We start from the raw sequence: 18,930 nt of genomic DNA, 5'->3' as shown, positions 1-18,930 counted from the left end.
CGGGTTTAGGCTTTCGCAAGGTGGCCAGGACTAGTTCGTAACATGCGGTGTGTCTCGTCTTCGACTAAGCCCAGTGCCCAGCATCGAAATATCCTGTCAACGCCAATGGCGCAAAGCCGTCTGATTGAGCTAGCACGAGATCGACATGTCGAATTGTGTGCCCGACTTCGAGAAAACGGGATAGAGGTGTGAATCCACAGAAATCAGCGCTTCCAGAGACAAGTGGTGGACTCAACGATTCACTCGCCGTGGCGAGTAACCGCACGTGGCCCACAATGGCCTGTCCGTGACGCGCGACCCCATGGAACCGTGTAGGTCGGTCGTAGTAACCGGCGCCTGCCAGGCGCGAATCTATGGCGGCCGTCGCAGTTTCTCTTGCGCCCTACACGATTCAAGCGCTTATTCGCTTGCGCTCACTTGCGCCGGGATGTGATCCTTAATTGCTGGCTGGCGACTTTGTGGTCGGAGTCGCAAGCGTATTGTTGGTCTTGGGAGCGGGCGTCGAGCTATTGTTCGGACCCTGCTGCATGCCCGAGTTCGGCGACCCGGCGCTCATGCCGCTGTCCGAGTTGGTCGCGCCAGGCGTGCCGTAGCCGCTCGTTGAGTCGTTCATCTGGTTCGTTGCCGGGCTGGACGTGCTGCCATGGCTCGACGAACCGCCACCGGCCGTGCCACCAGCTGTCTGTGCATAAGCGCCGCCCGACAGCGCGAGCGCCGCGACGGCCGCGATTAATGCGCTGGTTGCCTTGTTCATGATCCGTTCCTCCTTGATTGAACTGGAATATCGACGCAGACGATCGCCGCCTGCTCGACCATGAACTGAGCAATCACTATGCCGCGCTCTTATCTGCACTAAACCAATACGCGTCGCAGATCCAAGCCTGATGCGATCGGCATCAACCTATCCAAACGGTCAATCGAAGTAATGGGGTGCGACGCCCAGACACTTACCACGGTACAGGCCACTAGCCAAAGCGGATGCACCTCAACTTTCCAGAATTCTCTCCCACGCACCCGATCGCGCCGAGCGAAACACGGCATCGATCACTCGCATATTTGCGCGCGCATCTTCTAGCGGAATAGCCTGCGGGGTGCCACTCAATATCGCCTCCGCGAACGTGGCGGCTGCGACGCCATATTGATCGCACACCGGAATTTCCAGCCAGCGATCAGTCCCGACACCGGCGCTTGTGTTTTCACTCACTAACAGACGCGTCGGTCGATCGTTTGGTGCATTGAATGGAATCTCGACCTCGATCCGCCCCTTGGTCCCGTGAAATTGCATCCGCTGATACGGGTGGGTCTGAGTCGAGTAAAAGAAACTCGCCTGCACACCGTCGAAGTCCATCAGCACGGAGCCGAGCCGGTCCACGTCGAATACCGGATCCTGCTCTATCAGTGCAACCACGCGCTTTGGCTCAGACCCGGAAACGAAGCGTGACGTTGTGATGGGGTAACAACCAATATCGAGCAGACCGCCGCCGCCCATTCCGCTCTGGTTGCGGATATTGTCAGGGTTCGTGTTGTTATAGGAGAAGCCGCCCGTCACCGCCCGCAATTCGCCAATCGCACCTTCGTCGATCAAGGTCCGCACCTTCAACCATTGCGGATGCGTGCGAACCATGAAGGCTTCCTGTATGCATCGACCGCTCCTGTCGCGCGCAGCGATGAGTTGTTCAACCTGTTGCGCGTCCAGCCCGATCGGCTTCTCACACAGGACGTGCTTGCCCGCCTCGACGGATTTGATCGTCCATTCCACGTGGATGTGATTGGGTAGCGGAATATATACCGCGTCGATTTCCGGGTCCGCGAGGAGCGCCTCGTAGCTGTCGTATGCGACACTCAAACCATATCTGGTTGCAGCTTCACGAGCCTTCTCCGGGGATCGCGACGCGATTCCTTTCACCCGACACTTCGGCGCGTTGTGCATGGGCAGGACAACCTTGTCGTTGATCTTCGCGGCGCCCAGGATCCCCCAGACAACTTCATTCTTTGCCATGACATTCCCTTTTCCGATTGAGTCTCTGAAGAGAGCAGGTGGAACAAGCGCGTGAGTCGGCAAGTCCATGAGCCCGCGAGGACCAGAAGCGTCCGGTCACGCCAGTGTACTAACAGCCGAGATTTCCGCCGAGATACGCAACGACCGCCCCTGTCAGCGCGATGCCGTGCAATTCCTCCGGCGATACCAGATGCGCCGCGACAATCTCCCGATTATCGAGCCGCAGTTCGGGCATGCGATCGAGGTGCAGTTCGAAGAAGTGCACCCGGTCTCTTCGCCCCTCCCAATTGCCGCAGACGCTGCCCGCGGGGCGTAGTGCGTACGACGACAGACCAATCTCCTCCTCCATTTCGCGCCGCGCCGCCGCATCAGGCGTCTCACCGGGATGGAGACTGCCGCCGGGGAAATTCCACTCGGGACGGTATGATGACTTCACGAGCAACAGTGCCCGCCCGACGTAGATGGCTACTAGCGCGCCCTCATGAGGAGGCCGCCGAAGCTGCCACCAGACGCGAGCGAATCGATATCCGAGGCGAAGCACCATGCGCCAGACAAAGTCGATAAACATGGCCGGTCGCACTCGCTCAAGGCTCGGCATTGACTTCTCTCCTTTGGTTTCATGGCTAGAGGATCTTCCGGGGCGCCGCGTTAGTGCGGTTTCCGTCATTCCGCGTCTATCACACCATGTCCCGATTCGATTAACGGAAGGCGCTCCCAGAGCGGAGACGATAACGCTGAACAACCATCAGCAAACAGATGCCGACTGACGCCATGATGTTGACAACTGGATAAAAAGCGACTGCCACCGTCCATTGTCTCAGGGCCAGTATTGCAAGAGCATATTTGACAACGCACAAAACGAAATAGGCGAGGCTTTCGCCCCAAGGGTCGCGAACAGTCTTGCGGACCGTCGGACCGAGGCCCGCAAGTTCGATGAGCGTCACCAGACAGACGGAGAGAGTCGGATCTTCAGTCAGTATCCAAAGAGGTATGGCTAACAGCGCTGCCCCAAGAAACATCCAGTCGGATCTTGTCCAACTTCTCTCACCTCGATAGATGCTCGCCAAGAAAATCAGAATACATGTTACGGCGATCGCCGCCGTGCACCACGCAGAAGGGCCCGCACCCGCAACAAATTGACCAGCAGCCGCGATGGTCGTGACGATCGACCAGATTAACCACGTGAAAAGATGGGGACGAACGGTGCGCCTGAGAATCGCGAGCCCGTAGGGAACGGCTGCGAAGAGCGATACAACTGAACCGATAACTCCAAATATCGAAGCGGCATCGTGGTCAATGTTTACCATTGCAGTGACGTCTGTTCATACACTCGGAAGCCGCCATCATCACGCCGTCCCCCTGCTTTTGCCTCCGCTCAACAGGGCGCAGCAGACGCGAGAACCATGCCCCACAAACCAGCTCAGTCCTGGACGTTGCGCTCGCAATCTTCCCAGTACCGAAGCGGGTCGTGATGCTGTGGATAGTGTGTCTTGAGCCATACCGACAGCCTGGTCCAATCTGGATGGTTCGTACCAGTCTGGGCAGACCAGATCGACGACCGCTCAAGAATTTGACCGTTCATGCGATCACGGACAAGCAAGCTGCCTAATCCGCTCGAACTGTTCGTCTGTGACTCGACCAGGTACCGCGGCAGAATCCTGAGCTCGGCATCCTCGGCCCACCCATACAAGGCGCGCACCACGCCGGACGGATCTCGCAACTCTATGGGGCCGCTTTTCGGGCGAACGGCTGTCCACCCTTCCGGAAAGTCGGTGACAACCTCGCTCTTACCTTCCCTCACCCACTTCACGCGCCACGCTTTCACCATCGACTCGCGCATGCGAGATATCGACTCGTAGCCGGCAGGCAACTCGATCGCCATCGGAAGTGAAATGAGGTTGTCTTTCCAGAGTTTGGACTCCTCGTCCACGCGCTCAACCACGTCGAACGCCCCTGCTTCGAATGGGTTCTCAGGCCGGCTCGATGTTTTCACGCTCCCGGCAGGCAGTCCTTCGAAAAGGCGCTCAGCATCATGGCGGGTAAGTTTCGTCTTTCCTTTCTTCATTGGATTTCTCTGCAGCAAGGTTGTCGCGAACGGCTAGGCATAACGACCGAAATTGGGCGCCACTGCCGCTCACGCGTCTGAACGTGCTTACGTTCCTGTTCTGCGCTATTCGCCTGTTACCAGCTTCCGCGGCGGCAATGGCACGGCTCGTGCCGCCACCCTGCCGCCAGATGCCGTTTGGATCGCTCCACACAACGGCAAGAGGGCGTGCGTACAACAGATTATAGGCCGCTCGAACCGGTGGACGCCCGATCGGGTAGGCGGCAGCTTTCGGAGCAGAAGCGTTATCACTTTGCCGCGCATTTGCGCACCGCATGCCGGCCTTCGGCGGAGCCGCTCGTCGTCTCGTTCTGGAGCGCGTCACAAAACGGCGAGGAGGTCTCGAAAGGCGCAAACTGCTTCGATAACACAGCGCCATATACACAAGCGGTCCAACGGAGAAAATCATGTCTGCGACCGAACCCTGGATATGTCCGACGTGTGCCATTCACGTCACCACGCCTTTCTGCCCGATGTGCGGCGAGAGCCCACTTCGGCCGCCCGACCTTACGCTGCGCGGGATCGGAGCAAAGGTCCTGCACGCGGCGACGAGCATCGACGGGCGCCTGCTTCGCACGTTCTGGGCATTGCTACGTCATCCAGGCGAGCTGACGGTCGCGCATCTGAATGGAAAGCGCATGCCTTATGTCCCGCCGTTCCAACTGTTTCTCATCGCAAACGCGTTCTTCTTCGCGATGCAGTCGCTGACCGACACCCAGATCTTCGGCTCGACTCTGGTGTCTCATCTTTATCATCAGGATTGGAGTCCGCTCGCGCGGTCGCTGGTGGCCGAACGCGTCGCGAAGCTACGGACGGATCTGCCCCAGTACACGTCCACTTTCGACCGTGCTGCGGTGATCAATGCCAAGTCCCTCATCATTCTCATGGTGGTTCCGTTCACCCTGTTGTTACGGATGACCTTCCTCCGTGCGCGCAAGCCATTCGTTACCTTTGTCTATTTCTCACTGCATCTCTATACGTTCTTGCTGTTGCTGTTCTCGCTCGCGCTGGCCGTCGCAGCCATCGAGATGCGTCTAGGCGGCCTCGGCCTCGCTTCACCCGTCGTCGACAACCTTCTTTCGATCATCAATCTTGGCCTCTGTGGCGGCTATGTGTTTCTTGCTTTAAAACCCGTGTTCGGCTCTCACGGCATAACGCGGCTCGTCAAGGCGGCAGCTATGGCGCTGGCGGCGGGCCTCATCGTTCCAGGCTATCGGTTCGCAATCTTTCTGATCACGCTATACACGGCGTAAGCGCGGAACATCGACGTCGAGCCTGAGAAGCTGATCGGCTCTGTACGATCGCCCGACCTACTCGGATCGCCCCATTGCCGTCCCTCAGCATGGCAAAACGAATGACCGAAGTCCGTATAGCATGCGACGGTCGCCCGCCGCGCCCTGGCTAACGCTCTTCGGTCATGGGGGTTGCATCATCTCTACCTGATCGTCGGAAAACGCCCCCGGTTCTCCGAGCCCGCATCCAAGCTACTCGACAAACAGATTTCGTGCCGGCGCATGCGTACGTTGCCGTGTCTCCCACCCCTCGGCCAGGCCCACATCTGCGTCGGACGCGGGCAACATAGGGATCCCGCGAAGCAGATCGGACGCACGCTCGGCGAGCATGATCGTCGGTGCGTTCAGATTGCCATTGGGCTCGGTCGGGAATACGGATGAATCGATGACTCGTAAGCCCTCCATGCCACGCACCCTCAACTCGGAATCGACCACAGCCATGTCATCCTCCCCCATGCGGCACGAACCACACGGATGCATCGTGCTTTCCAGGTTCGCCCTGACAAAGGCGTCGATTTGCTCATCCGTTTGCACGTGCGGGCCGGGAGCGAGTTCGGCATCGCGAAACCGGTCCATCGCCGGTTGCCCGATGATTTCTCTCGTCAACCGGACGCAGCGTCGAAAGCCTTCGCGATCCTCTTCGTGATCCAGATAGTTGAAGCGGAGTTGCGGATGCGTATAGGGATCTGCCGACATCGTCCTGACGTAGCCCCGGCTCTTCGGCTTGTTCGGTCCGGTCAATATCATGAACCCGTGTCCCTTGAACGGCTTGTCGCCGTCGTAGCGCATGGCGGCGGGCAGGAAATGGAACTGAATGTCAGGCCAGCGCAATCCCGCTTTCGAACGGATGAATCCACCGGCCTCGAAATGGTTGCTTGCCCCAAGTCCATCCTTGAACAAGAGCCACCGAAGCCCGATCATGAATTTGCTGAACGGATCCATTTTCGCGTTGAGGGTGACGGGCTCCTTGCAGGCATACTGAATATAGATTTCCGCATGGTCCTGCAGATTTTCGCCCACGCCGGGCAAGTGATGCTTTACCTGGATCCCAGCCTTGCGCAGCACCTCGGCCGGCCCTATTCCGGAACGTTGCAGCAGGTGAGGCGAACCGATCGGACCCGAGGCGATCAATACTTCAGCACGGCATCGCGCAACGTGCGTCCTTCCGCCCTGATCGTATTCGACCCCAACCGCGCGCTTGCCTTCGAGAATCACGCGGCGGGTCATCGCATTCGTCACCACGCACAGATTGGGCCGCTTCATTGCCGGGCGCAAGTATGCATTAGCAGTAGACCAGCGCACACCATCTTTGACAGTCATATGCATTGCGCCGAAGCCTTCCTGCATATGACCGTTGCAGTCTTCTGTCTTGATGTATCCGGCCTCTGCGCCTGCCTCGATCCACGCGCCGTACAGCGGATTCGCCATGTTGTTGCCATTGTTCGTGGACAGTGGTCCGGCTGCGCCCCGGTAATCGTCGCCACCGAACTTGTAGCTCTCAGCGCGCCTGAAATACGGCAAACAGTTGCGATAGCCCCAGCCTCGCGCACCCAATTCCTCCCATTCGTCGAAGTCGTAAGCGTGGCCGCGAATATAAACGAGGCCGTTGATCGACGACGATCCGCCCAGCACCTTGCCGCGCGGGCAATGCAATTGACGGCCATTCAGATGAGCTTCGGGGGCGGTCTGATAGCGCCAGTTGTACTTCGAAGTGTTCATCGGCATGGAAAATGCGCTCGGCATCTGAATGATGACACTGCGATCGCTTCCGCCGTATTCCAGCACCAGAACGCGGACCGCCGGGTCCTCGGTGAGCCGGTTGGCCAATACACACCCGGCCGATCCAGCGCCAACAATGATGTAATCGAATTGCTCGGTAGCCATGATATTTGCCTGCTTCCTGAATCTTGATGGGGTCGTCTATGGTTCAGTAGCGACCTTTGTCGCCGGTGGTGTACTGCGGTGATGTCTTCTCGATGGAGGCGATAACAGACTCTTCGTGCTTCAGATCGAGTGAGCGCGACAATGCGTAGTACGCGAGGCCGGATACCAACAGACCGACCAGCCAGGCCAGATCGACGCTGCCCATCGCGCGGGCAAGCGGCCCGACATACACCTCGTTAGCGCCGTCGAGCACGCAGAAGAACGGAATCATCGAAACGAATCCGATCGCGTAAGCAGTCAGACCGCGCGAGCCCCATGTCCCGTACAGGTTGTTATGAGGCAGGAAGAAGTGTGGAATGGCGTAGCGCCCCTTGCGGACGAAAAAGTAGTCCGTCAGATTGACAGCGGTCCAGGGCACCAGAAAATACAGCATGACGACCAGGTAGATATTCAGGACGGAAAGACCTTTCCCCGACGTATAGATGCTAAGCGCCACACCGAGCTGAAGGATCACCACGAAGATAATCGCGAGAATGCGAGTCTTGGGGGTAGGCTGGAGTTTCCGGAATGAATCAACTGCGGTGATCGCGGTCAGTTTTGCGCTATATATGTTCATCGCGATGACGGGTAGAAATGCCAGGATCGTGACGCCAACCACAACGCTGCCCATCCCCGGTGCGAGATCGTTACCCACCTGATTCAACGCGACTAGCACGTCGGTCGCCTGCAGATGGTCCGCCAGCCAGCCGCCAATCGCGATCATCCACGCCCCCGACAGCGATGCACCAAGGAACACGGCCGCAATCAGTTTGCCGCTCGGCGTGTTCTTCGGCAGGTAGCGCGAATAGTCGGATACATACGGTGCGTAGGCGATGTTGTAGCTGGCCGCCGCTGCGAACTGTGCGATGAAAGCGATCCAGCCGAAGCCCAGCGGGGGCGGTGGAGCGACCCCCGGCGCGACACCGGGGAGCGGCACGTCATGCACCCAATGCAACAGCACGGCCACCGTGACGAGTCCATAAAGGGGCAGCGACAGATACAACGCCCATTTGAAACTCCGGTGCATCCAGTCGTGACCGAGAATCGCCAGAATCGAAGCCGGCAGGGTCACAGCCAGCGCCACCTTGACGGGGTCCCAGTTGAACAGTGCTTTGAGGCCTTGCATCATCAGCACGAGGTTGACGATGTTGAATCCGGCAAACACAAATAGCGTAGCCAACAGCACGACGATGACCCCGCGATAGCCGAACTGCGCTCTAGACTGAATCATCTGCGGCAGGCCAAGGTGAGGACCTTGCGATCCGTGAAAAGCCATGAACAAGGTGCCGAACATGATGCCCAGCGTGCCGGCTATGGTGGTCCACAGCGCGCTCAGTCCAATGCTGGGACCCACAAAGCCAATGGTCATGGTAAAGAAAGTGAAATTACCCAGAAACCAGAACGGTCCCTGTCTGGATAGTCTGTCCGTTCGTTCGTTATCCGGAATAAAGTCTATCGAATGTCCTTCGATGGCGCCGTGCTCAACTCCCGCTACGGTGCCTTTCACTGTATCGTCTGCTGCTTGCATCATGTACCCCTGACTCGAGTGAGAGGTTGATGGAATGAGAATAGACCGGTCATGCATGCCACGCCGGGACACCCGCTCGCTGGGCTACGTTCGATTGGGACGCCGCCGGCGGATTGACGGCTCAGTGCAACGTGATCCAGACCGCCTTGCTCTCCATCAGATGATCGAGTTGTTCGGGGCCGAGGTCTTTGCCAAAGCCGGATTCCTTGAATCCACCGAATGGCATCGACGGGTCGATGGTGCTGTGCGCGTTGACATAGACCGTGCCGGCGCGCAACTCCGGAATCAGTCTATGTACGTGGTTCAGGTCGTTGGAATATATTGCGGCGGCAAGACCGTATGGCGAGTCATTCGCGAGCGACAACGCGTCGCTGACATCGTCGAAGGGTGCGGTCACCAGCACGGGACCGAAGATTTCTTCGCGGACAATCTTCATGTCATTGCGGCAATGCGCAAAGATCGTCGGCTGAACGAAATAGCCTTGCCGATCCAGTAAATGGCCACCATACGCCACTTCCGCGCCTTCGCGTCGCCCAGCTTCAATATACGACTCGACACGATCCTTCTGGAGCGCGGAAACAAGCGGGCTGATGAAGCAATCCCGATCGAGGCCGGGCGCGATCTTCATCTGACGCGTGTGTTCGACCAACGCATCAACAAACTTGTCGTGAATGCCGCGCTGGATGTACACCCGTGCCCCCGCATCGCACACCTGTCCGGAATTGAAAAAGATGCCGTTTGCTACGGCTTGGGCAGCCGCCTCGATGTCGGCGTCCTCCAGCACCAGCACCGGCGATTTGCCGCCCAGTTCGAGCGTGATGCGTTTGATGCCACCCACGGCCGCGTGCCCGACCGTGCGGCCCACTTCGGTGGAACCCGTGAACGTGATCTTGTCGATACCCGGATGGGCAGCCATCGCCGCTCCAATATCGCGTCCTCGCCCCGTGATGACGTTGACGACACCGTCTGGAATCCCGGCCTCGTGCACCAACTCCGCGAAGCGAAGCGTCGACAGCGACGTCAGCTCGGCCGGCTTGATGACGGTTGTGCAACCCGCGGCAAGCGCGGCCGCCACCTTCCACGCCATCGTTTGCAGCGGGAAGTTCCAGGGGACGATGACGCCGATGACACCAATCGGTTCCTTGCGTGTGTAGGCAACATAATTGCCAGGCAGGGAGGGTTCTACCGTGCGGCCATGGAGCTTTGACGCCCAACCTGCAAAATAACGGAAGGTGTCGATCGTGCCCTGCACGTCGACGTCACGTGCATTGGCGACTGACTTGCCCACATCGATCGATTCGATCTCGGCTAACTCGGTTGCATTCGCTTCGATCAGATCGGCGAGGCGATGGAGCAATCGTTCACGCTCAAGAGGCTTGAGCTTTCGCCACGGTCCCCCGTCGAATTGTTTGCGGGCAGCTTCGATCGCGCGATCCAGATCGGCGGTCGTCGCCAGGGGAATCTGCGTGATCACGCCCCCCGTGGACGGCTCGAGCACCGCGCACGACTCGCGGTCGCCTTGTGAAACCCAGGCACCGCCAATAAACATCTTCTGCGGCTTGGTGAGAAACCGTTGAGTCGCTTCGCAGATCCCGAAGGTCTCCAGATAATTTTGTACGACTTTATCCATCATTGTCTCCTGTGTTACGGATTAACTGCTGCACGGCCTCTGGTGGGCCATCGGAAAACGTCGATATAAACCTGGCTTGTGGCAGCGCGGCCTTTTGAGAGACTATGAGCGACACGGCCGCGGGGAAAAATCACGTGGATCAGATATTCATATCGGAAATATCGAAGCAAGCGGGCTAAACGGAGCGACGACAGTGATCCAGTTGCAGGACGTGGACCTCAAGCTTTTAAGGGTCTTCATGACAGTCGTGCGATGCGGCGGCTTTTCCGCCGCCCAGGCAACCCTGAACGTCAGCCAGTCGACTATCAGCGAACAGATGACGACGCTCGAAACGCGCCTGGGGCTCAAGCTTTGTGAGAGGGGGCGCAGCGGCTTTCGTCTAACCGAACATGGCCTGGCGACTTACGAGGCCGCGCAGCGACTGCAACTGGCGGTGGAGAATTTCTGTGTGGACACGGATGCACTGAAGAAGAACGTCTCAGGCAGGCTGTACCTCGGCATCATCGACAACACGGTGACCGACTCGGCTTCACCGCTGCCGCAGGCACTGCAGGCGTTCGTATCGAGGGGGCACGACGTGCATCTGGATGTCTACGTCGGTATGCCTGCCGAACTGGAGGAGCGCGTACTCGATGGCCGGTTGCACATTGCAGTCGGGCATTTTCCACTGCACGTACCAGGCCTCACCTACACCGACCTCTATGGCGAACCGGATGGTCTGTATTGCGGGAAGCATCATGTGCTCGCTGGCCTCCCACCCGACGATGCCTCACTCAAACAGGCCATCGCGTCCAGCCGCGTGGTCGCGCGCGGCTATCTGCAGCAGCACGACCTGCGAATGCTCAGCGTCAGCAAAGCCGCAGCGACCGTGGACAACATCGAGGCGCAGGCCATCCTGATTCTATCGGGCGCGTACATCGGATTTCTGCCGATCCATTACGCTGCCCGATGGGTCGCGCGCGACGAGATGCATCATATATGCCCCGACCAGTTCGGCAGCCGATGGCCATTCTGCGCAATCACGAAGCGGGCCGCCGTGCCCCCTACCATCCTGCAGGTATTCATGATGGACCTGATGGAAAGCTACCGTCTGGCCCAGCAGGCAGCGGACGCGACGTAGGGATTGCGAAGCGTCCGCTTCGATCTAGGGCTGGGAAGATGCCAGCGGCGTCGGCTCACCGTTTCGATAGGTATAAATGGTGATTGGCGAGTCCTTCAGATCGCGGTTCTGGTCAAATCGATAGTGCCCTGAAACCCCTTGAAAATCGATGCCGGCGAGTGCAGCACGATACTGTGCCGGCTCGATGGCATTGGCCTTCTGCATGGCCCGCGCGACGATGTTCATGCCATCGTATAACGCAGCGCTGTAGGTCAATGGGTCCGTATGGAAGCGCTGCTTGTAATCCGCCTTGAACTGCCGCCCTTCCTGAGTCTGGTCGAGAACGGGGCCGCCTTGCGGACAATACACGCCGGCATCGACCGTGTCGCCGCCGACTTTTGCCAGTTCGGCATTGCACATGGCATCGCCGCCAAGCAGGTAACCGTTCATCGCGAGGCGTTTCATCTGTTTGCGCAGCGCGCCGGCTTGCGCGTAGTAGCCGCCGTAGAAAATCCCTTCCGCGTGAGCGCCCTTGATGTGTGTGAGGATCGAGACGAAATCGGTCGCTTTGTCGGTCGTATATTCCCGATCCACAATCTCGATGCCGTTGGCTTTGGCTGCGTCGATAAATTCGTCGGCGAGACCCTGGCCGTATGCTGTCCGGTCGTCGATCACAGCTATCCGCTTGATCTTCAACTTCCTGGCCGCAAATTCGCCCATGCGGCTGCCAAGCTGCGTGTCGCTGGCGGAGATGCGAAACACGAACGGATAGCCGTGTTGCGTGATCGACGGGTTCGATGCGACGGTCGCCATCACGATTCCCGCGACATTCACCAGGTTTGAAATCGGAATCGCGACGCCCGAATTGAAAGGCCCAAAGATGACCTTCACGTTGTCGTCGACGAGGCGCTGCGCAACCGTCATACCGGTACGCGGATCGGCGGCATCGTCTTGCGAGACCAGTTCGAAACGGGTCTTCCGACCGCCGATCACTAGCCCTTGGGCATTCAGACGCTCGATCGCCATCCTGACGCCGTTTTCATCGTCCTTGCCAATGGCGGCCTGCGGGCCAGTCAAGGGTCCCGTCAAGCCGATTTTCACCACCTGCTCCTCCGTCGCCGCGTGCGCCGACACCATGCTCAAGGCGACTGCGGTCAACCATGCACCTGCGTGCAATTTTTTCATCGTGCTCTCCTCACATCGTGAAGTATCAAATCGCCCTGCCTCCGGAGGTGGCGGACGCGTTGCGCTTTGGCCTGGAAAACTTCCCATCGGACCCCACTGTCCGTTTGCCTTCATGGAACCCACGGCAGTGCAGTTGACAGCAATTCTGTGTAGCCAAATTCCCCAATAAAATGCACCATTGATGAAACACATTTCGGTAATTTCCGAAGTAACCGAGGGACCGCACGATGCAAGTTCAGGACACAGATCTCAAGCTGTTGCGGATCTTCGAAACCATCGTCCGTTGCGGCGGCTTCGCCGCAGCGCAACCGATTCTCAACATTGGCGCATCGAGCATCAGCGAATACATGTCGCAGCTGGAGACACGCCTCGGACTACGACTGTGTGAGCGCGGACGCGCGGGTTTCCGGCTAACAGATGAAGGGGCGGAGCTGCACGCCGCCGCACAGCGTCTGCTCGGTGCGGTCGATACGTTTCAGATGGAAGCAGGTACGTTGCGCAATCAGCTTTCCGGTGTATTGCGCTTCGGCATGATCGAAGCAACGTTGACCGACAAATACTCGCCGCTGCCGACAGCGATCCGGGAGTTCGGCCAGATGGCGCCCGACGTCCGTCTGCATGTGCAGATCGACACACCTGGCAGCATGGAGCAGCACGTGCTGGACGGGCGCCTGCATCTGGCCGTGGGGCCATTCCCCGCGCAGATTCCCGGTCTCGACTACTTGCCACTTTATAGAGAGGAGCAGGGGCTCTACTGCGCATCGACCCACTCGTTATACGAGCGGGCGGGCGGCCGTGTCCCGTTGTCGGTGCTTGGCAAACAACGCCTCGCTGCGCGTGCTTACCTCGGCAGCCAGGAGCTCAAGCTGCTGCACATGGCACAGGCCGCGGCCTCGGTCGACAACGTCGAAGGCCGCGCGATGCTCATCCTGTCGGGCAACTATGTGGGCTTTCTGCCGCCTCACTATGCGCAGCCTTGGGTCGACGGTGGACTACTGGCACGCATCGATCCTGAGCACTATGTGACACATCTGGACTTTCAGATCATCACGCGCAAAGGCGCTGAATCGGCGCGCGTCGTGCAGGCTTTTTGCAACCAGCTGCGAGCGGCGGCCAGGAAAGTCAACCGGGCCGCACGCAGCAGCAAATAGCTAACGAGAACTCAACGGGACAGGTTTCGTTTGACTTTGCGTTGATGCATCACGCGGCCAATCGTATTCAGCAGCAGTTGCGCCGCCAGGATCGACGTCGAGCCCGAATGATCGTAGTCAGGTGCGACTTCCACGAGGTCGATGCCAATCACGTCACCCTGCTCAGCAAGGCCAGCGAAGAGTTCGAGTCCTTCGTAATACAGCAGGCCGCCGTGGCTCGGCGTGCCCGTGCCGGGCGCGATCGACGGATCGAAGCCATCGATATCGATGGTCAGGTAATAGCGCACGCCCTTCGGGATACGGTCCAGGACGCCCTGGATGCCGAGGCGTCGAAGGTCGCGCACCGAGATAATGTCCGAGCCCATCTCGCGTGCCTGGGCATAACCTTCGCGCGCAGTAGACGACACGTTGCGGATGCCGATTTGCGTCATGCCCGATACCACGCTTTTTTCCGCCGCGCGCCGCAGCGGATTACCGTGACCATGGCGCACACCATGGCGCTCGTCGACGAAATCGAGGTGGGCGTCGATATGGACGATGTGAAACGGCTCCTGACCTTCGAACGCATTGATGCACGGAATGTTGATCGAGTGATCGCCTCCCATCACCACCGGCAACGCCCCAGCCGCCAGGATCTTGCGCACGCCGTACTCGATGTTGGCGTGACTCTTCTCCGTGTTGGTGTGCACCATGTCCGCATCACCGATATCGACAATGCGAACTTCGTTGCTGGGCAAGTAGACGACGTCGTCTTCGAAGTCGTACGCGCCGCCGTGTCCGAATGAGAACAGCGTCGATGCATCCCGGATCGAACGCGGACCGAACCTTGCACCCGCCCGCCACTGCGTACCGCAGTCGAAAGGAGCGCCCATCACCGCGACATCCGCATCGATTTTGTCCCAGTCAAGACACAGCGGAGACTTCGCGAACGTGCAGATTCCAACAAAGGGCAAATTGAGGCGACCGGTTTCGTAACTGTTTTCAGACATGATATGGCACTCGTCCTGTTGTTCGTTCAGATAGGTGCGGCGCACCAGGCGCCCTCGTCACCGCCGCGGCGTCGTCCGTTGTGACAGGCAGGCGGTGCATCTGGAACGGAGTCTATGCAAACAAATTCGACGGAAAAATGCCAAAAATCAGAAACGCACTTCGGGAAAATCCGAAGCATTTCTGGACACATCCAGATCGCGATAGAGCCGCTACGCACCCGGGCGGGAAGTTGACTGCCGTCTATTTGAAAAGACTTGCTGTCGTTTCTTTGAGGTAGTAGCCTTGCGCTGTTCTACAACGAAGCACGGGAGAGATCGTCCACCCGCGACGACGCCGACGGAGCAACCGCCCCGGAAACTCTCAGGCAAAAGGACCGTGCAGCGAGAACATCTGGAGAGCGGCGCATGCGCGCCCACCGAAGGGGAGCTATTACCGTAACCGGTATTAGCGAAACTCTCAGGTACATGGACAGATGGGGCATTGACGCCGGTAATCATCGGCCGGCGATGCTCAACTAACACTGGACCATGTCATGTCCCATATTGCCATCATTGGCGCCGGAATTACGGGCGTCACCACTGCTTATGCCCTCGCCCGGCGCGGTTACCGCGTCACCGTTCTCGAACGTCATCGCTATGCGGCAATGGAAACGTCATTTGCCAACGGCGGTCAACTATCGGCCAGCAACGCTGAGGTCTGGAACAGCCGCTCCACGGTGCTGAAAGGCCTGCGTTGGATGTTTAGCCGCGACGCTCCGCTCCTCATGAATCCGAGACCGAGTTGGCACAAGTACAGCTGGATCGGCGAGTTCCTGCGCCAGATTCCGAACTATCGCAGCAACACGATCGAAACGGTGCGGCTAGCCATCGCTGCACGTGAGCACATGTTCTCGATCGCGGAGCGGGAGCACATCGATTTCGACCTGGAACGACGTGGCATCTTGCATTTCTATGCCACCCGCAAGGAGTTCGACGCCGCGACAAAGGTCAATGCATTGCTAAGTGAAGGAGGTCTTGACCGGCGCCCGGTGACACCCGACGAAATCCGCGCCCTCGAGCCGGCGCTTCACGGGCAGTTCCACGGCGGCTTCTTCACCGAGTCGGATTCGACCGGTGACATTCACAAGTTCACGCGTGGTCTTGCTGAAGCCTGCGTGCGTTTGGGTGTCGAGTTCCGCTACGACACGAGCGTGCAGTCCATTTCCGAGGCCGCAGAGGGTGAATTGAGGATTGCTTTCGCGCACGAAAGTCAGACTGATACGGAAAGCTTCGACCGGGTAGTGATTTGTGCGGGTGTCGGAAGTCGTGCGCTAGCCGCGTATGTGGGAGACCACGTGAACGTCTATCCGGTGAAGGGTTATTCGATCACGGTCTGCCTCGAAGACACAAAAAGCCAACACGCCGCGCCTTGGGTCAGCCTGCTTGACGACAACGCCAAGATTGTGACCAGCCGTCTCGGCGTCGATCGCTTCCGTGTTGCTGGAACGGCTGAGTTGAACGGCCTGAACCGTGACATCCGTTCGGATCGAATCCAGCCCCTCGTCAATTGGACACGCACGCATTTTCCGGGTATGTCGACGGCGCGCGTCATTCCGTGGGCTGGCCTGCGCCCCATGCTGCCGGGCATGCTGCCCAAAGTGGGCTCCGGTCGCCGACGCAATATTTTCTACAACACTGGGCACGGGCATTTGGGGTGGACCCTCTCGGCAGCGACTGCGGAAGCTGTTGCAGAACTCGTGGCCAATAGTATGCCCAACTTAATGAGCGTGAAGCCCGCGAGAAAGCGAACAGGCCTGCCGGTCAACGTCTGATAAGCGTTTCCAGCCGACAGCACAGGCCCCGCGCGGCGCGGGGTCTCGAGTTTTAGCAGGTCGCCCATTCCGGCTGACCAACCCATCCCATTCGAATTTCCCGCACCGCGTCACGGTCAAACATGACGTAGCGCGAGACCGCTCACTCATCCACAGCGTCATGCAGGTGGCTTGCGAGGTAGTCGATCAACGCTCGCACCTTCGACGGAAGGAAACGGTTAGGCGGATACAGCAGCCAGACGGGACCCATGTAAGAGCGCGCCTCGAATTCCCAGTCGACGAGCACCTGAACGAGGCTGCCTTGCTGCAGTGCCTCTGTAGCGGCGAAGTCGGGCAAGCCCGCAATGCCCAGATCCTGCAACGCAGCCTCAAGGCGGGCGCCCGCATGATTGGCGATATAGCGCCCTCTTACTTCCAGCGACTGCGTCTCGGTGCCGCGCCGGAAATGCCATCGATTGTCGTCAACCGTTTCTCCGAGATACAGGCATTCGTGCCGGCTGAGATCGCGTGGCACGACGGGTGTCCCATGCACGTTGAGATAAGCGGGCGACGCGCATAGCAACCACTTCACGGTTCCGAGCCGCCGGGCGGCCAGGCCCAACGGAGGCGAACGGGTCAGGCGGATCACCATATCGACGTCATCACGCAGCGGATCGACTTCGCGGTCGGCGAAGATCAACTGGACGTCCACGTCCGGCAAGCTACGTAGAAATCCCGGGATCAGCGGATGGATGACGGACTTGGCGAATGCAACCGGTGCGCTGACGCTCACCTTGCCACGCGGCTCGCCAACCACTTGTCCCGCGACATCGACGGCACCTGACGCCGCGCCCACCATGTCGCGGCAATACCGGTAGACCTGCGCGCCCGAATCCGTGACCCGGACGCTGCGCGTCGACCGCTCCAGCAAGCGCGTGCCAAGCGCCTCTTCCAGGCGCTTGATCTGCCGGCTTACCGTCGACGGCGTGCTGCCCAGCTGGCGCGCGGCCTCCGAGAAGTTGCCTGCGTCGACGACGCGGGCAAAAGTCGCCATGTCCGGCAACAGTGCAAAAAGCTCATTGGGATTCATTTGTCGTGCTCACACCGGCCGAACGCATCTGTGCATCTGTGACATAAAAGATGTTCCGCGAGACCCAATTATAGTTTTGCACGCAATACTCGACAATCTGGACTGTTCGAATCGAGATTGAAGGTCCGCCATGTCGAAACAAAAGCGCTTGCTCTGGATCTCCGACCTGATGCTGCTCGCGGTCGCGATGGTGTGGGGCACAAGCTATGGGGTCGCGAAAGGCGCGCTCGCGTTCTATCCCGTGCTGGGGCTGTTGGCGCTGCGCTTTGGGCTGACGTTTGTCGTGCTGTCGCCCGCGTTGCGTTCGCTCCGGCGAGCGAAGGCGTCCGAACTGATCGGCACGCTCGGCACGGGTGCGCTACTGCTCAGCATCCTGTTGGCCGAGACATTTGGAATATCGTTGACCCGTGCTTCGAACGCAGCGTTTCTCATCAGTTTGTGTGTCGTACTCACGCCGCTCGTCGAATGGGCGCTGCTGCATAGAAAGCCGTCGCACGTTGAGGGTATCGCCGTCGTAGTGTCGTTGGCCGGCGCCACGTTGGTGAGTGGTGGCGTGTTCATTCCGACTGCAGGCGATGCGCTGATTCTTCTGGCTGCGCTGCTCCGCGCGGTGATGATGTGCGTGACGGGGCGTGTGATGCGCGACTCGACGCTCGCTCCGTTGTCGGTGACGGCGGTTCAGGCGGGCACCGTCGCGTTCGGCAGTGTCATCGCAGCGCTGGTGTGTCCGTCGCAGCCGTGGCCTGCACTGCCAACGCTAGCTGGGCATGGCAGCTTCTGGATGAGCATCGGCTATCTGGTGTCTGCGTGCACGCTGTTTGCATTCTTCGCGCAGAACTTTGCCGTCAAGCGCAGTAGCCCAACGCGCGTAGCATTGCTGATGGGCAGTGAACCGGCGTTTGGTGCGCTGTTCGCGTATGCGTGGCTCGGGGAGCACCTGTCTGTCTGGGGATGGGTCGGAGGTGGGTTGATGGTATTTGCCTCGGTGCTTGCGACAGTGCGTTGGCAAAGAAGTGACGGCACTTCGGTCGACATGCATCCGGTGATTTCGAATGAGGCTTAACGAGGCAGAGGTTCTCCGACGTCTGTAGCGAAACCGAAAACGGACGTCGGAGACAACGATTTGCACGGCGGTTGTTGGCCGACCCCT

The 18,930-nt window shown here is 59.1% G+C and carries 16 protein-coding genes and 1 riboswitch; of the genes, 5 read left to right on the top strand and 11 right to left on the bottom strand.

Going from position 1 to position 18,930, the window contains the following annotated elements:
• Nucleotides 1-436: 436 nt before the first annotated feature.
• From SB822_RS18820 to SB822_RS18800, 5 genes are all read right to left on the bottom strand, one after another.
• The gene (locus SB822_RS18820; RefSeq protein ID WP_007584242.1) at nt 437-754 is read right to left on the bottom strand and encodes a hypothetical protein; all 318 of its coding nucleotides are present in this window, start codon (nt 752-754) and stop codon (nt 437-439) included.
• Between the two features lie 231 nt (nt 755-985).
• On the bottom strand, nt 986-1,999 hold the full coding sequence (locus SB822_RS18815; RefSeq protein WP_410855381.1) for a Gfo/Idh/MocA family protein: 1,014 nt from the start codon (nt 1,997-1,999) through the stop codon (nt 986-988).
• A gap of 109 nt (nt 2,000-2,108) precedes the next feature.
• Nucleotides 2,109-2,597 (bottom strand): NUDIX domain-containing protein, encoded by a 489-nt coding sequence (locus SB822_RS18810; RefSeq protein WP_007732346.1) that lies wholly within the window; start codon nt 2,595-2,597, stop codon nt 2,109-2,111.
• Nucleotides 2,598-2,697: 100 nt separating this feature from the next.
• Nucleotides 2,698-3,306 (bottom strand): hypothetical protein, encoded by a 609-nt coding sequence (locus SB822_RS18805; protein ID WP_410855380.1) that lies wholly within the window; start codon nt 3,304-3,306, stop codon nt 2,698-2,700.
• Nucleotides 3,307-3,419: 113 nt separating this feature from the next.
• Nucleotides 3,420-4,064 carry a hypothetical protein gene (locus SB822_RS18800; protein ID WP_007584238.1) on the bottom strand — a complete coding sequence of 215 codons (645 nt, stop codon included), beginning with the start codon at nt 4,062-4,064 and terminating at the stop codon, nt 3,420-3,422.
• Nucleotides 4,065-4,510: 446 nt separating this feature from the next.
• Between SB822_RS18800 and SB822_RS18795 the strand changes: the two genes are divergently transcribed.
• Nucleotides 4,511-5,356, top strand: coding sequence for a DUF3667 domain-containing protein (locus SB822_RS18795; RefSeq protein WP_410855379.1), 846 nt, complete (start codon nt 4,511-4,513; stop codon nt 5,354-5,356).
• Nucleotides 5,357-5,587: 231 nt separating this feature from the next.
• On the opposite strand, the gene betA is transcribed toward SB822_RS18795, so the two are convergent.
• From betA to SB822_RS18780, 3 genes are all read right to left on the bottom strand, one after another.
• Nucleotides 5,588-7,279 (bottom strand): choline dehydrogenase, encoded by a 1,692-nt coding sequence (betA, locus tag SB822_RS18790; protein ID WP_410855378.1) that lies wholly within the window; start codon nt 7,277-7,279, stop codon nt 5,588-5,590.
• Nucleotides 7,280-7,322: 43 nt separating this feature from the next.
• Nucleotides 7,323-8,849 carry a purine-cytosine permease family protein gene (locus SB822_RS18785; RefSeq protein WP_410855377.1) on the bottom strand — a complete coding sequence of 509 codons (1,527 nt, stop codon included), beginning with the start codon at nt 8,847-8,849 and terminating at the stop codon, nt 7,323-7,325.
• Between the two features lie 118 nt (nt 8,850-8,967).
• Nucleotides 8,968-10,476: an aldehyde dehydrogenase family protein gene (locus tag SB822_RS18780; protein ID WP_410855376.1), complete on the bottom strand. Its 1,509-nt coding sequence runs from the start codon at nt 10,474-10,476 to the stop codon at nt 8,968-8,970.
• Between the two features lie 193 nt (nt 10,477-10,669).
• Here SB822_RS18780 and SB822_RS18775 point away from each other — a divergent pair, with 193 nt between their 5' ends.
• Nucleotides 10,670-11,596, top strand: coding sequence for a LysR family transcriptional regulator (locus SB822_RS18775; RefSeq protein ID WP_079490969.1), 927 nt, complete (start codon nt 10,670-10,672; stop codon nt 11,594-11,596).
• Nucleotides 11,597-11,620: 24 nt separating this feature from the next.
• Here the strand turns inward: SB822_RS18775 and SB822_RS18770 are convergent, their stop codons facing one another.
• Nucleotides 11,621-12,760 (bottom strand): branched-chain amino acid ABC transporter substrate-binding protein, encoded by a 1,140-nt coding sequence (locus SB822_RS18770; RefSeq protein ID WP_410855375.1) that lies wholly within the window; start codon nt 12,758-12,760, stop codon nt 11,621-11,623.
• A gap of 227 nt (nt 12,761-12,987) precedes the next feature.
• On the opposite strand from SB822_RS18770, the gene SB822_RS18765 reads away from it, so the two are divergent.
• Nucleotides 12,988-13,911: a LysR family transcriptional regulator gene (locus SB822_RS18765; RefSeq protein WP_007584231.1), complete on the top strand. Its 924-nt coding sequence runs from the start codon at nt 12,988-12,990 to the stop codon at nt 13,909-13,911.
• An 11-nt stretch (nt 13,912-13,922) separates the two neighbouring features.
• On the opposite strand, the gene speB is transcribed toward SB822_RS18765, so the two are convergent.
• Nucleotides 13,923-14,900: an agmatinase gene (gene speB, locus SB822_RS18760; RefSeq protein WP_086919291.1), complete on the bottom strand. Its 978-nt coding sequence runs from the start codon at nt 14,898-14,900 to the stop codon at nt 13,923-13,925.
• Between the two features lie 296 nt (nt 14,901-15,196).
• A riboswitch (glycine riboswitch) is annotated at nt 15,197-15,287 on the top strand.
• A gap of 146 nt (nt 15,288-15,433) precedes the next feature.
• On the opposite strand from speB, the gene SB822_RS18755 reads away from it, so the two are divergent.
• Nucleotides 15,434-16,711: a D-amino acid dehydrogenase gene (locus SB822_RS18755; protein ID WP_410855374.1), complete on the top strand. Its 1,278-nt coding sequence runs from the start codon at nt 15,434-15,436 to the stop codon at nt 16,709-16,711.
• A gap of 142 nt (nt 16,712-16,853) precedes the next feature.
• Here the strand turns inward: SB822_RS18755 and SB822_RS18750 are convergent, their stop codons facing one another.
• Complete coding sequence (locus tag SB822_RS18750; RefSeq protein ID WP_114223897.1) at nt 16,854-17,780, bottom strand: LysR family transcriptional regulator; 927 nt, start codon at nt 17,778-17,780, stop codon at nt 16,854-16,856.
• Between the two features lie 130 nt (nt 17,781-17,910).
• On the opposite strand from SB822_RS18750, the gene SB822_RS18745 reads away from it, so the two are divergent.
• A complete protein-coding gene (locus SB822_RS18745; RefSeq protein ID WP_410855373.1) occupies nt 17,911-18,843 on the top strand; it encodes a DMT family transporter in 933 nt (310 codons plus the stop codon).
• Nucleotides 18,844-18,930: the final 87 nt, after the last annotated feature.

Origin of the sequence: Paraburkholderia sp. SIMBA_054 (assembly GCF_046534875.1) — a bacterium.
Taxonomy (GTDB): Bacteria; Pseudomonadota; Gammaproteobacteria; order Burkholderiales; family Burkholderiaceae; genus Paraburkholderia; species Paraburkholderia hospita.
This window is presented reverse-complemented; position numbering and strand designations above follow the sequence as displayed.

Coding starts and splice junctions, on each gene's coding strand:
- SB822_RS18815 (WP_410855381.1), bottom strand. CDS start 1,999: ATGGCAAAGAATGAAGTTGTCTGGGGGATCCTGGGCGCCGCGAAGATC.
- SB822_RS18780 (WP_410855376.1), bottom strand. CDS start 10,476: ATGGATAAAGTCGTACAAAATTATCTGGAGACCTTCGGGATCTGCGAA.
- SB822_RS18795 (WP_410855379.1), top strand. CDS start 4,511: ATGTCTGCGACCGAACCCTGGATATGTCCGACGTGTGCCATTCACGTC.
- SB822_RS18755 (WP_410855374.1), top strand. CDS start 15,434: ATGTCCCATATTGCCATCATTGGCGCCGGAATTACGGGCGTCACCACT.
- SB822_RS18770 (WP_410855375.1), bottom strand. CDS start 12,760: ATGAAAAAATTGCACGCAGGTGCATGGTTGACCGCAGTCGCCTTGAGC.
- SB822_RS18805 (WP_410855380.1), bottom strand. CDS start 3,306: ATGGTAAACATTGACCACGATGCCGCTTCGATATTTGGAGTTATCGGT.
- SB822_RS18750 (WP_114223897.1), bottom strand. CDS start 17,780: ATGAATCCCAATGAGCTTTTTGCACTGTTGCCGGACATGGCGACTTTT.
- SB822_RS18820 (WP_007584242.1), bottom strand. CDS start 754: ATGAACAAGGCAACCAGCGCATTAATCGCGGCCGTCGCGGCGCTCGCG.
- SB822_RS18810 (WP_007732346.1), bottom strand. CDS start 2,597: ATGCCGAGCCTTGAGCGAGTGCGACCGGCCATGTTTATCGACTTTGTC.
- speB (WP_086919291.1), bottom strand. CDS start 14,900: ATGTCTGAAAACAGTTACGAAACCGGTCGCCTCAATTTGCCCTTTGTT.
- SB822_RS18785 (WP_410855377.1), bottom strand. CDS start 8,849: ATGATGCAAGCAGCAGACGATACAGTGAAAGGCACCGTAGCGGGAGTT.
- betA (WP_410855378.1), bottom strand. CDS start 7,279: ATGGCTACCGAGCAATTCGATTACATCATTGTTGGCGCTGGATCGGCC.
- SB822_RS18745 (WP_410855373.1), top strand. CDS start 17,911: ATGTCGAAACAAAAGCGCTTGCTCTGGATCTCCGACCTGATGCTGCTC.
- SB822_RS18800 (WP_007584238.1), bottom strand. CDS start 4,064: ATGAAGAAAGGAAAGACGAAACTTACCCGCCATGATGCTGAGCGCCTT.
- SB822_RS18765 (WP_007584231.1), top strand. CDS start 12,988: ATGCAAGTTCAGGACACAGATCTCAAGCTGTTGCGGATCTTCGAAACC.